This window comes from Erwinia sp. JUb26 (assembly GCF_003751505.1).
Classification (GTDB): domain Bacteria; phylum Pseudomonadota; class Gammaproteobacteria; order Enterobacterales; family Enterobacteriaceae; genus Erwinia.
Map to the genome: position 1 here is coordinate 266,838 of NZ_RJVB01000007.1, position 12,810 is coordinate 279,647.

The window sequence follows — 12,810 nt, forward strand, 5'->3', positions numbered from 1 at the left end:
GGCGGACTATGATTGATATTATTACCGTTGATAACCTGCATCTTGGACGGCAGGCAAAAAATAAAGCCGAAGTGTTAGAGATGGCCGGTAAAGAGTTTAAAGCGAAAGGGTATGTGAGCCAGGACTGCGTTGCGTTTCTCAATGAAAGGGAACGTCAGGTTTCGACTTTCCTGGGCAACGGCATCACCCTGCCACATTTACCGAAGTCCGAAAACCATATCATTGTGAAAACCGGCATTGAGATATTCCAGTTCCCGGACGGTGTGATCTGGGATCGGAATAACGTAATGTTTATTGCAATTGGCGTCATAGCGAAAGAGAAAGAACATATCGATGTCCTGCGCGATGTGGCCTCAATCTTTAGCGACGAGATTATCTCTAATGCACTATCATTAATTTCCAGTGAAAAAGATTTCCTGAGAATTCTTAACCGGAAATAATGTTCTCACCCATAGATACGTTGCGTATCTATGGGTGTTCTTCCCTCAGTTCATACCAATGCCGATTAATGTATTCACCAGCCCTGCGGTCATCAGTACCACACCGGGTACCAGGAAGTTCAAATCTTTCTTGCTGTAAAATTGCGTCATTAAGCCCAGTCCGACCGCAAACATCGGCAGGGAAATGATGGAAAATGTCGACATGCTGGCTCCTTTCTCTCTTGAGAATAATCCTATACTGACTTTCCTGTTTTGCCACCCCAATTAAAAAATAATTATCATTCGCTATGGGGCGTTTATCTAACTATCAACAGGTTAATGGATTTTAATTTTTGTTATTTCGGCTGAAAACCTTAGCGTTGCTGATCACTCAGTCAACCGATACTGCTGAAGCCTGGCTCCCTAATGTCGCATGGCGTCATTTTTGCATCTTCACTGCACTTTCCTCCTGGGCATTCGCCGGCCGGTTGTGGCTGCGGAATGTTTTTATACCCTGGTCTGGCATTGAATCGCCGTGCGCACGCGCAACATTGCACGGTTTTGCACGCCGTGATGCGTAATTTAGGAAGTTTCTGGCAATTTCAATCTTCACCGGGCGGTGAAAAGCGTGTGGTCATCGCGGATTTTGCCTCGGGCGCCATTTTCTCAGGTGTATTACGTTTACGCAGCACGAATAATCTTAAATCGATAAAAGTCGTCAGCTGGCAGGCGCGGGATCGGGACAGACAAAAGCTCACCGATCCTCAAATTTACCGGGAGTAGAGGAATCAGGAAGCTGAACGCTTACGCGGTTTCTTAACCGGTGCTATCGGCGTAACCGCAGTCACTTCACTCTCCACCCAGCCATCGTCCAGCCGGGTTTTCAGCGTATCGCCAGGATGCAGCTGCTGCGTTTTCTTCACCACCTGACCATCGGCCGCGGTCGTCACGCTGAAACCGCGTGCCAGTGTGGCCAGCGGACTGACGCCCTCAAGCTGAGCCGCCAGATTGCTGAAGCGCTGCTTGTTGCCGTTAAGCTGCTGCTGCATCGACTGCTGCAGACGATACTGCCACTGCTGAAGCTGCTGGCGCAGACGCTCCACGCGCATCTCCGGGCGAATAGCATTCAGCCGCTGCTCCGCACGCTCCTGCTGGCGAACGGCCTGACGCACCTGCAGCTGCACGGCATCATCCAGACGACGGCGCAGCTTAATCAGCGCGGTCTGCTGCCGGGCAAGCTGTAACTGCGGGTGCTGCTGCTGAAGTCGATGATGCAGGCGGGTAAAGCTGCGCTGCTGCTGCGCGAGATAGTAGTCCATCGCCATCTCCAGCCGCTGCTGTTGGGACTGAAGCTGGCGTAACAGCTCAATCTGATTGCGGCTGACCAGTTCGGCTGCCGCAGAAGGCGTTGGCGCACGCAGGTCAGCGACAAAATCGGCGATGGTCACGTCGGTTTCATGGCCGACTGCGCTGACGATGGGAATGCGGCTGGCAAAAATCGCACGCGCCACGCGCTCGTCGTTAAAGCTCCACAGATCTTCCAGCGAACCGCCACCGCGACCGACGATCAGCACATCACACTCGCCCCGGGCATTGGCCAGCTCAATCGCGCGGACAATACCGGCAGGCGCTTCAGCACCCTGAACCTGCGTTGGATAAATCACCACCGGCAGGGAAGGGTCACGACGATGCAGCACGCGCAGCACGTCGTGCAGTGCGGCACCGCTGGCGGAGGTGATCACCCCAACCTGGCGGGCCGGATCGGGCAGCGGCTGCTTGTGAATCTGTTCGAAAAGCCCTTCCGCCATCAGGCGCTGCTTCAACTGCTCAAACTGCTGCTGCAAAAGTCCGTCACCGGCAGGCATCATGCTCTCAGCAATCAGCTGATAGTCGCCACGGGGTTCATACAGCGTGATGGTGGCACGCACCAGCACCTGCTGACCATTCTGCGGCCGGAAGTCAACGCGGCGGTTGCTGTTGCGGAACATCGCGCAGCGCACCTGCGCGCCATCGTCCTTCAGCGTGAAGTACCAGTGGCCGGAAGAGGGCTGGGAAAAATTGGAGATCTCAGCGCTCAGCCACACCTGGCCCATCTCCATCTCCAGCAGCTTACGCACTGTAGTATTGAGACGGCTAACGGTAAAAATATTGGCGGTTGGCGGTAGCGACATGTGATGAAGATCAAATTTTAAATCAGGAGGTTAATTAACCGATACTACATGGCTGAACGAAGGTTTCAAGAGTTTTTATTAAAAAGTACTGGAGGCAATCGATTACGGCCTGTATAATGCCGCGGCAATATTTTACAAGTTCTCATTCACCCTGAGGTTGAGATATTGCCATGCTAAGAATCGCTAAAGAAGCCCTGACATTCGACGACGTTCTGCTCGTTCCTGCTCACTCCACAGTGTTACCGAACACTGCCGACCTCAGCACCCAGCTTACCAAAACTATTCGTTTGAATATTCCGATGCTGTCCGCTGCTATGGATACCGTGACCGAAGCCGGTCTGGCCATTGCGCTGGCGCAGGAAGGTGGCCTGGGCTTTATCCACAAAAATATGTCTATCGAGCGCCAGGCGGATGAAGTTCGCAAGGTGAAAAAACACGAAAGCGGCGTAGTCACTGAACCGCAGACCGTGCTGCCAACCACCGCGCTGAGCGAAGTGAAAGCCCTGACCGAGCGCAACGGCTTTGCCGGCTACCCGGTTGTTAACGGCGAAAACGAACTGGTGGGCATCATCACCGGTCGTGACGTTCGCTTCGTAACCGATCTGTCTCTGCCGGTTTCTGCCGTGATGACGCCGAAAGAGCGCCTGGTGACGGTGAAAGAAGGTGAGGCCCGCGAAATCGTTCTGCAGAAAATGCACGAAAAACGCGTTGAGAAAGCGCTGGTAGTGGATGACAGCTTCCACCTGCTGGGCATGATCACCGTTAAAGACTTCCAGAAAGCCGAGCGTAAACCTAACGCCTGTAAAGACGAACACGGTCGCCTGCGCGTCGGTGCTGCCGTCGGTGCCGGTGCCGGTAACGAAGAGCGCGTAGATGCGCTGGTAGCGGCAGGTGTTGACGTGCTGCTGATTGACTCCTCTCACGGCCACTCTGAAGGCGTGCTGCAGCGTATTCGCGACACCCGTGCGAAATACCCTGACCTGCAGATCGTTGGCGGCAACGTTGCGACCGGAGCCGGTGCGCTGGCGCTGGTTGAAGCGGGCGTGAGCGCGGTGAAAGTCGGTATCGGCCCTGGCTCTATCTGTACGACCCGCATCGTGACCGGCGTGGGAGTACCGCAGATTACTGCCGTTTCCGACGCGGTCGCCGCGCTGGAAGGGACCGGTATTCCGGTTATCGCCGACGGCGGCATTCGCTTCTCTGGTGATATCGCCAAAGCTATCGCTGCCGGTGCCTCTGCGGTGATGGTTGGCTCCATGCTGGCGGGTACCGATGAAGCACCTGGCGAAATCGAACTTTACCAGGGCCGTTCATTCAAGTCCTACCGCGGTATGGGTTCCCTGGGCGCGATGTCTAAAGGTTCTTCAGACCGTTACTTCCAGACCGATAACGCCGCTGACAAACTGGTGCCGGAAGGGATCGAAGGCCGCGTGGCCTACAAAGGTTTCCTGAAAGCAATCGTGCATCAGCAAATGGGCGGCCTGCGCTCCTGTATGGGCCTGACCGGCTGTGGTACTATCGACGACCTGCGTACCAAAGCGGAATTTGTTCGCATTAGCGGTGCCGGGATTCAGGAAAGCCACGTTCACGACGTGACCATTACCAAAGAGTCCCCGAACTACCGTATGGGTTCCTGATTAACCCTGCACTGTGCGCCCGGCTTAGCCGGGCGTTTTACTTCCCGTATTTTGAATTACATCGCCCTGGAATAGCCAATGACGACGGAAAATATTCATAAACACCGCATTCTGATCCTCGATTTCGGTTCACAGTATACTCAGCTGGTTGCGCGCCGCGTGCGTGAGCTGGGCGTGTACTGCGAACTGTGGGCGTGGGACGTAACCGAAGAGCAGATCCGCGGTTTTAAACCGAGCGGCATCATCCTCTCCGGCGGCCCGGAAAGCACCACCGAACACGGCAGCCCGCGTGCGCCGGACTACGTGTTCAACGCCGGTGTACCGGTGCTGGGCGTATGCTACGGCATGCAGACCATGGCAATGCAGCTGGGCGGCGCGGTTGAAGGTTCTAACGAGCGTGAGTTTGGCTATGCGCAGGTAGAAGTGAAAACCCAGAGCGCGCTGACCCGCGATATCGAAGACGCCCTGAGCGCCGCCGGTAAGCCGCTGCTGGACGTCTGGATGAGCCACGGCGACAAAGTCACCGCGATCCCATCCGACTTCGTGACCGTTGCCAGCACCGATACCTGTCCGTTTGCCATTATGGCCAACGAAGAGAAGCGCTTCTACGGCGTGCAGTTCCACCCGGAAGTAACCCATACCCGTCAGGGCCAGCGTCTGCTGGAGCGCTTTGTGCGCGATATCTGCGAGTGTGAAGCGCTGTGGACCCCGGCGAAGATTATCGAAGATGCCGTTGAGCGCCTGCGCGAGCAGGTTGGTGAAGATAAAGTGATCCTCGGCCTGTCCGGTGGCGTTGACTCTTCCGTGACCGCGATGCTGCTGCACCGCGCAATTGGCGATCGCCTGACCTGCGTCTTCGTGGATAACGGCCTGCTGCGCCTGAACGAAGCCGAGCAGGTGATGGAAATGTTCGGCGACCACTTTGGTCTGAACATCATCCACGTTGAAGGCGAAAAGCGCTTCCTGGACGCGCTGGCGGGTGAGAACGACCCTGAAGCTAAACGTAAGATCATCGGTCGCGTGTTCGTTGAAGTGTTCGACGAAGAAGCGCTGAAGCTGGAAGACGTGAAGTGGCTGGCACAGGGCACCATCTATCCGGACGTGATTGAGTCGGCGGCATCCGCCACCGGTAAAGCGCACGTCATCAAATCTCACCACAACGTGGGCGGCCTGCCGAAAGAGATGAAGATGGGCCTGGTTGAACCGCTGCGCGAGCTGTTCAAAGACGAAGTGCGTAAAATCGGTCTGGAGCTGGGCCTGCCGCACGCGATGCTGTTCCGTCATCCGTTCCCGGGCCCGGGTCTGGGTGTGCGCGTACTGGGCGAAGTGAAGAAAGAGTACTGCGACCTGCTGCGCCGTGCGGATGCTATCTTCATTGAAGAACTGCACAAAGCCGATCTGTACAACAAAGTCAGCCAGGCTTTCACCGTCTTCCTGCCGGTTCGTTCCGTGGGCGTGATGGGCGATGGCCGCAAATACGACTGGGTTGTTTCCCTGCGTGCGGTGGAAACCATCGACTTTATGACCGCACACTGGGCGCACCTGCCGTATGACTTCCTCGGCCGCGTTTCCAACCGTATCATCAACGAAGTGAACGGCATCTCCCGCGTGGTTTACGATATCTCCGGTAAACCACCGGCCACGATTGAGTGGGAATGATTCCTGGCTAATTCTTAGCAAGTCACTGTTTTAGATAATATAAAAAGCCTCTGTTGTTACAGGGGCTTTTTTATTAAATGCGATTCGATGTTAAGCGCACACCCGCAGCTCTGGTGATTTCCGTCAGCGTTTTGATAGTTGGATTACCTTCATTAGATAGAGCCCGGTAGATATTCTGGCGTGCAAGACTTGAGCGCCGTGATATTTCGCCAACTCCTCCACGAGCTTCAACCACACGGCGAAGAGCGGTAAGAAATGCGGATACGCCACCTTCTTCATAAATGTCCTCTAGTGCGGTTTGTAGGTAAATTTCAGCGTAGGAAGGATCGGCGCGAAGCTCCTCAATAAACAGCGCATCGCGGTCTACTGCGGGCGGAAAGTTTTGAGCATCCTGAGTTAATACTGTGTCTGCTTTAGTATTGGCTGTCATTCTATTGTCCTTATTTCTTGAACGGCTTCCTTGTAACTTCTAAGTTACGCACTGAGTATAATCATCATACCTCTTGATGATCAATTGCTAACCCACCCTTCAACTCAAATCCACATCCTTCCAGCCAAAAATCCACGTGATGACAAACCCGCTCAGGTAGGCGATGAGAAGACCCGCCGCGTAAACCGCCATGCCGGTATAAATCCCCTCGTTAGAGGTCATCAGCGGCAGCGTAACCAGCCCGGACGGGCCGAACACGGTGTTCATGCCAATCGGTAGCCCCAGCCATGCCACCAGGCCGATAAAGAAGCCGCCGCAGGCACCGCCCAGGCAGGCGGTGACAAAAGGTTTGACCCGAGGCAGCGTGACGGCGTAGATCAGCGGTTCGCCGATGCCCAGCAGGCCGGGAATAATCGCGCCTTTCACCTGCTCTCGGGTGGCTGAGTGCCTGGCCGAGCGGAAGTACAGCGCCAGCGCGGCACCGACCTGCCCACCGCCGGCCATCGCCAGAATCGGGAACAGGGAGTTGAAGCCCTGGGCATCCATCAGCGCAAAATAAACCGGGATAAAGCCCTGATGCACACCGAAAACCACCGCAATCAGGAACAGCCCCGCAAGAATAGCGCAGCCAAACGGGTTGCCGTTCAGGTTCAGAAACAGCCACGACATGCCCTTAAACAGCTCGCCGCCAATAGGCATAATTAAGGTAAAGGTGATTGCGCCGGTAATAACCAGCGTCAGCAGGGAAGTGAGGATCATGTCGAGATTGTCGGGGATAACGCGGCGGAGCTGCTGTTCAATCCACGCGCCGAGAATTGAGGCAATCAGCACGCCAATAATATTCCCCCGGGGATCGATACTCATGCCAAAAAAGTTATCGATCCCGGAGAAGTAGCCCACCGTTGCCTGGGGGCTGTAGCCCAGCACGAACAGGGAGGCAATAATGGCGCCGTTTACGCCGGTTCCGCCAAAGGCCTTCTGCGCGTTATAGCCAATCAGTATCGGCAGGAAGGTAAACAGTCCCTTGCCGAAAACTTTCATGTAACCGACGATCTGCACCAGAGTAGCGTTCTTCTCCGCGGCATTCGCCAGCAGGCTCTGTTCAATCAGTGTCGCAAACCCCAACAGCATCCCGGCGGCAATAAAGCCCGGGATCAGCGGCGTGAAGATTGTGGCGAACTTAGCCAGAAACTGATGCACGGCGCTGGTTTGCCCGGCTTTGATCTTCTGCTTATTATCGCGAGCCACCGTTCCGACTTCAGGATTTGCAAAACCACTATCCACACCGCTGGCCAGCATAGCATTCATCATTTCAGCGGCGGTTTGCGCTTTTCCGGGGCCGAGAACGATTTGCAGCTGGTCTTCGGTATTAATCACGCCGAGCACCCCCGGTAGTGCTTTCAGTCTTTCGTGCTCAACCAACTGGTCATTGTTTAGCGTCAGACGCAGGCGGGTCATGCAGTTCCCACAGGCCCGAATGTTATCAGTACCGCCGACCCGCTGCAGGATCTCGGCAATCAGCTGGTGCGTAATCTTAGCCATAAATCGTTCTCCGTCTTGACCGCACGTCAGGCGCTGGCCAGTGATTCCATATAGGGATGATTTTTACGATAAACAGTACTAAAAAATGTGCGCGCGTTTATGATTTGAAGATAAAAGCCAGAAGTATCAGGTGAGTGTAGACCAGGAAGTGCAATGTCCCCAGGGAAAGTCGGTTAATTACGGAGCAGCCATCAATGAGTGATAACTTTAGTTAAATAATGGGCGTAAAATATCCCTCACTCCCTGATCGTAAATAGGCAGGTTTATGTGAAGCGCTGAAATTTACGCCTTGCCGGTTATCTGGAATCCATTATTTCTGCTTAAAATTAACACTTAAATATTCAGGGTTAATCTGAACAGGTACATTTTTTTTGATTAATTTATTTTTATTTGAATGAATAATTAATCATGGCATTTACACTGATTTACGTTTGTTTATGCATTTTTTATTCATTAAAGTGAATATAAATGAGCTTTTAGCCCGTTTTTCAGGGTGTTGGTGGTTATGGTTAAGTGCATAAAAGGGTGTTTTTATGTGGCAATTTTGTTAATGTGCGCCCCAATGGATGCTTTCTTACCGCCAAGATGCCGCGCTGCCAGATGCAGATGGGCAGGAGATTATTAGGAATGTGTACTCGTATACGCGATCCTGGAAATTGACGTTTCCGCTACAGAGAACCCGCTAGGAATCTTGAGTGCCGCTCACAATATCAGTGAATGTCGGCCGGAAACGCACGCCCAGAGATAGCCGGGAACTCATTTTTTAAATTCCTGAAAAGCTAATGTTGATTATATCAATACTGGCTGTGGATCCCCTTTTCTATTTTTAGGTTAAGACGTATTTCTATTTTTTGTGACAGGTGATGGGCTTCACCAGATATCTGTATTTAGCAAAAGCACCGGGCGATTCGATGATGTTCACTGCGCATCACCCACCTCAGATTAATTTAACAGGTTGCCGCTCAGGGAAAAGTTGAATACCTGTTTTTTATAAGGAATGTTTATTAAATGAATATCACCAGAAGAAAATTTTTAATCGGTGGTGCAGCCGTTGTTGCCGTCGGTGGTGCCGGGATCCTCACGCCGATGCTGACTCGTGAAGGTCGGCTGATCCCTGGAAAACCGCGCACAGGTTTTGTCGACGGTCTCAACGGACCGCTGCCAAAGCAGGCTGATGTGGTGGTTATAGGAGGAGGGATCCAGGGGGTGATGACCGCAATCAATCTGGCTGAGCGTGGTCTGTCGGTGGTGGTGGTGGAAAAAGGGAACATTGCCGGTGAGCAGTCGAGCCGTTTTTATGGTCAGGTGATGACATATAAAATGCCGGATGCCACATTCCTGCTGCACCATATGGCGAAGCAGCGCTGGCGCGAGATGAATGCCAAAGTGGGTGCCGATACCAGCTATCGTACTCAGGGCAGGGTTGAAGTTCCTCTGGATGATGAAGATTTAGCACACGTCAGACAGTGGATCGACACCAAACATAAAGAAGTCGGTTCTGATATCCCGTTCAAAACCCGCATCATTGAAGGCGGCGAGCTGGGCAAGCGCTTAAAAGGTGCAACTTCCGAATGGAAAATTGCCGGATTTGAGGAAGATTCCGGTAGCCTCGATCCTGAAATCGCTGCCTTCGTGATGGCTGAATACGCGCTGAAGATCGGCGTGAAAATTTACACCAACTGTGCTGCAAGGGGTGTTGAAACCCAGGGCGGGGCGATTTCAGATGTGGTAACCGAGAAGGGTGCGATCAGAACGTCGCAGGTTGTGGTCGCCGGTGGGGCATGGTCACGACTGTTTATGCAAAATCTGAATGTCAATGTACCGACGCTGCCAGCCTACCAGTCGCAGCAGCTGATCAGCGGCGCGCCGGGTGCGCCGGGCGGTAACGTTGCGCTGCCAGGCAATATTTACTTCCGCGAACAGGCAGACGGCAGCTATGCAACCTCGCCGCGCGTGATTGTTGCCCCGGTTGTGCAGGAATCCTTTATGTACGGTTATAAGTATCTGCCGCTGATGTCCCAGCCGGACTTCCCGGTGCACATCTCCCTCAACGAGCAGTTGATTAACACCTTTATGCAGCCAAAACACTGGGCGCTGAATGAAGTGTCGCCGTTCGAGAAATATCGCGATATGACCGCAGCACCGGACGTGCCGGAGCTGGAAAGTTCGCTGGAGAAACTGAAAGCGGAGTTCCCGGCGTTTAAAGATTCGAAACTTATCGATCGCTGGAGTGGTGCGATGTCGATTGCGCCGGATGAGGACCCAATCATCTCCGTGGTGAAAGAGTACCCGGGCATGGTGATCAACACCGCTACCGGCTGGGGTATGACGGAAAGCCCGGTGTCGGCAGAGATAACCGCCGATCTGCTGCTGGGCAAGACGCCGGTGCTGAATCCTGAGCCATTCAGCCTCTATCGTTTCTAACGATGTAATCGCTGATGAAGCCGGACGCTTTTCCAGGAAGACAGCGTCCGGCTTAAAAAGCGCTATTGCGCAGGAGCGAACCGTTATCTGCGCTTAACCGTGCAGGCTTAGCCCCTTAATCACCTTATCCACAATCTTTTTCGGCCCGCGTACGCCCAGCCCCACCAGATTTAAACTGTCTGCATCTTCGGCCATAAACACCTCGCGATTAGCCTCATCATGGCCGGTTGCAAACATCGCATGCACATAGGGGATCAGGGTTAACTCGCGCTCCAGCCCTTTGCGATGCGCCGTCTGCAATCCATCGATATCCGCTGCAAAAATCAGCATCGGCTGGCCGGACATATTGCCGTACTGGCGGCCTTTTGCATCAACGTAGGGTGCGCCCATGATTTCGGGTGCGGTGGCGGCAATTCCCGTAGCCAGGAATGCCACAACGTTTAAACGCTGCCAGGTGGGAAGATCGTTACGCACGATAAAGGCGATTTTTGTATCAAACATCGGTAGCCGTTCTCCGGTCATCTTTAAGGGACGACATCATCAAAGATGACGGGCAGATCGGTCTAGAACGTTTGTGCAATGGCGCTGATAGCCGGCGGGAGACAGGCGATAAGCTCGCTGGAACCAGCGGCCCATATGGCTCTGGTCGGAAAAACCGACCTGTGAGGCCACCCGCGCCGGTTCAATGCCCTGAGCCAGCAGCCCCCGCGCGGTGCGCAGCCGCAGCCGTACCAGGTAAGCGTGTGGCGACTGGCCGAAGGCCTTCTTGAACTGACGGGTCAGGCGAAAGCGATCGAGACCGGCCTGCAGGGAAAGCTCATCCAGCCCGATATCCAGCGGCATGTGGGCATGAAGATAGTCGCGCAGCTGATACATTCGCATCAGCGAATCATCAAGGCCGGCGGTTGGCCTGTCACCGATATGGCGGGAAAGCAGATAAAGCAGATGATCCAGCGTCTGATCGCGAGCCAGGCGACCTTCCTGATAATGAACGGCAAAAAAAGCCTGCTGAATAGCTGTGATTAACTGTGAATCCTCGGTGAGGGTATGGCGAAACGCGGCTTCAATCACCGAGACATCGCCCAGGCCTCGACGCTGCATCATCTCCGTGACCCAGCTTTGCGGCAGATAGAGCATCACGTAAGTGAAGCCATCGACATCCGGCGCGTGGCCGTCGTGAACGGCACCGGGTTCGATAAGGATCGCGCGTCCCGGCTGGCTGGTATGCAGAGTGCGATGGCAGTTAAATCGCTGAAGGCCCTGCATCGTTACGCCGACCAGCACTTCGTCATGATCGTGCGGATCGTAGGCATGGCCACGAAAATGCGCGTTGATACTTTCTATACCGGTCTCGTCATCACGACGGAAGTTGACCCAGTCGCTACTGGCACCCGTATTGTCCGGCGTATTCATCAGATAACTCCTCGCACTGTGCCATCATATCTATTAAGAAAAGAGGCCGTCAGGCCTCATCCTGCCATCGATCGGGGAAGCCGTCCACCAACTGTCAAGGTATGTAATAAGCACGGACCGGCAATAGACGGCCCTCCGCTTTTATGTCAATTTAGCGACAGATGCTGCAATTTTGTCCTGCATCACTCCGCAAACGTTCAGTACCCCTCCTGCACATTCCTGGCTTGACGCTGAGCGTTCTCACGCCCGGAATCATGCGGAAACGAAGTGGAATGTGAAATTTTGTTCGCTGTATTCACCCTGAACTGATAAAGGAGTTGGCCATGCTGCCACTGAAAGCGCTGAGTCTGATAATTCTGTGCATTATGCTGCTGTCGCTGGGCGCCAGTCTGGCACAGGCAACCCACCACGCGGAGTCAGCCGGGCAGGGCTGGTGGTCGGCGCGGCGTGATTCCTCCGGGATAGCTCCCGATCCGGCCCGGCTGGCTAATCTGGCGATTGTGCAGGTCTATGTGGCACCCACCTATGGCTGGAAAGGTAAGGTGGCGGTGCATCCCTGGATTATCTTTAAGCGTGCGGGTGAAACCCATTTCAGCCGCTACGAAGTGATTGGCTGGGGTAATGGCGACAAAGTCAGGCTGAACGCCAACCCGCCGGATGGATTCTGGTATGGCGCAAAGCCCCGCCTGCTCGTGGAGCATCGAGGCCCGGCGGCAGAGGCAATGATCCCGAAAATTCAGGCGGCAATTGCCTCTTATCCCTGGCCACAGACCTACCACGCCTGGCCGGGTCCTAATAGTAATACTTTCCTTGCCCATATAGGACGCGAAGTGCCCGATCTGCAGCTTGATATGCCAGCAAACGCGGTAGGTAAAGATTTCCGCTCCCTGCTTAATCCTGTTGGGCTGCCGCCTTCAGGACGTGGCCTGCAGGTGTCTCTGCTCGGCCTTGCCGGTATAACGCTGGGCGCTGAAGAGGGAATTGAGATCAACATTCTGGGGCTGAACCTGGGGCTGGAATTTGCCCCGCTGCGCCCGCGACTGCCTTTTATCGGTGGGATCGGTGGCGATAATCTACAAAGCGACCGCCTGCACAACTAACGATACCCTTCTTAT

The 12,810-nt window shown here is 54.2% G+C and carries 12 protein-coding genes; 6 read left to right on the forward strand and 6 right to left on the reverse strand.

The window, feature by feature from the left end:
• The first annotated feature begins 8 nt into the window (after positions 1-8).
• The gene (locus EC836_RS18705; protein ID WP_123335890.1) at positions 9-440 is read left to right on the forward strand and encodes a PTS sugar transporter subunit IIA; all 432 of its coding nucleotides are present in this window, start codon (positions 9-11) and stop codon (positions 438-440) included.
• 45 nt (positions 441-485) lie between these two features.
• Here the strand turns inward: EC836_RS18705 and EC836_RS24745 are convergent, their stop codons facing one another.
• Positions 486-644, reverse strand: coding sequence for a hypothetical protein (locus EC836_RS24745; RefSeq protein ID WP_158612803.1), 159 nt, complete (start codon positions 642-644; stop codon positions 486-488).
• A 201-nt stretch (positions 645-845) separates the two neighbouring features.
• On the opposite strand from EC836_RS24745, the gene EC836_RS24650 reads away from it, so the two are divergent.
• Positions 846-1,202 carry a hypothetical protein gene (locus EC836_RS24650; RefSeq protein WP_148050388.1) on the forward strand — a complete coding sequence of 119 codons (357 nt, stop codon included), beginning with the start codon at positions 846-848 and terminating at the stop codon, positions 1,200-1,202.
• A 5-nt stretch (positions 1,203-1,207) separates the two neighbouring features.
• Here the strand turns inward: EC836_RS24650 and xseA are convergent, their stop codons facing one another.
• A complete protein-coding gene (xseA, locus tag EC836_RS18710; RefSeq protein ID WP_123335892.1) occupies positions 1,208-2,590 on the reverse strand; it encodes an exodeoxyribonuclease VII large subunit in 1,383 nt (460 codons plus the stop codon).
• A gap of 170 nt (positions 2,591-2,760) precedes the next feature.
• Between xseA and guaB the strand changes: the two genes are divergently transcribed.
• Together guaB and guaA are read left to right on the forward strand one after the other, a co-directional pair.
• Complete coding sequence (guaB, locus tag EC836_RS18715) at positions 2,761-4,227, forward strand: IMP dehydrogenase (protein WP_123335894.1); 1,467 nt, start codon at positions 2,761-2,763, stop codon at positions 4,225-4,227.
• Positions 4,228-4,305: 78 nt separating this feature from the next.
• On the forward strand, positions 4,306-5,886 hold the full coding sequence (gene guaA / locus EC836_RS18720; RefSeq protein WP_123335896.1) for a glutamine-hydrolyzing GMP synthase: 1,581 nt from the start codon (positions 4,306-4,308) through the stop codon (positions 5,884-5,886).
• Between the two features lie 73 nt (positions 5,887-5,959).
• Here the strand turns inward: guaA and EC836_RS18725 are convergent, their stop codons facing one another.
• Positions 5,960-6,316, reverse strand: coding sequence for a DNA-binding protein (locus EC836_RS18725; RefSeq protein ID WP_123335898.1), 357 nt, complete (start codon positions 6,314-6,316; stop codon positions 5,960-5,962).
• A 99-nt stretch (positions 6,317-6,415) separates the two neighbouring features.
• Positions 6,416-7,858 carry a PTS N-acetylmuramic acid transporter subunit IIBC gene (gene murP, locus EC836_RS18730; RefSeq protein WP_123335900.1) on the reverse strand — a complete coding sequence of 481 codons (1,443 nt, stop codon included), beginning with the start codon at positions 7,856-7,858 and terminating at the stop codon, positions 6,416-6,418.
• Between the two features lie 1,008 nt (positions 7,859-8,866).
• On the opposite strand from murP, the gene EC836_RS18735 reads away from it, so the two are divergent.
• Entirely contained in the window at positions 8,867-10,282 is a 1,416-nt protein-coding gene (locus EC836_RS18735; RefSeq protein WP_123335902.1) for an FAD-binding oxidoreductase, read from the forward strand.
• A 93-nt stretch (positions 10,283-10,375) separates the two neighbouring features.
• Here EC836_RS18735 and EC836_RS18740 read toward each other — a convergent pair whose 3' ends face one another.
• Positions 10,376-10,783, reverse strand: coding sequence for a DUF2000 domain-containing protein (locus EC836_RS18740; RefSeq protein WP_123335904.1), 408 nt, complete (start codon positions 10,781-10,783; stop codon positions 10,376-10,378).
• A gap of 39 nt (positions 10,784-10,822) precedes the next feature.
• Complete coding sequence (locus EC836_RS18745) at positions 10,823-11,695, reverse strand: AraC family transcriptional regulator (protein ID WP_123335906.1); 873 nt, start codon at positions 11,693-11,695, stop codon at positions 10,823-10,825.
• A gap of 323 nt (positions 11,696-12,018) precedes the next feature.
• Here EC836_RS18745 and EC836_RS18750 point away from each other — a divergent pair, with 323 nt between their 5' ends.
• The gene (locus tag EC836_RS18750) at positions 12,019-12,795 is read left to right on the forward strand and encodes a DUF3750 domain-containing protein (protein ID WP_123335908.1); all 777 of its coding nucleotides are present in this window, start codon (positions 12,019-12,021) and stop codon (positions 12,793-12,795) included.
• The last annotated feature ends 15 nt before the right edge of the window (positions 12,796-12,810 follow it).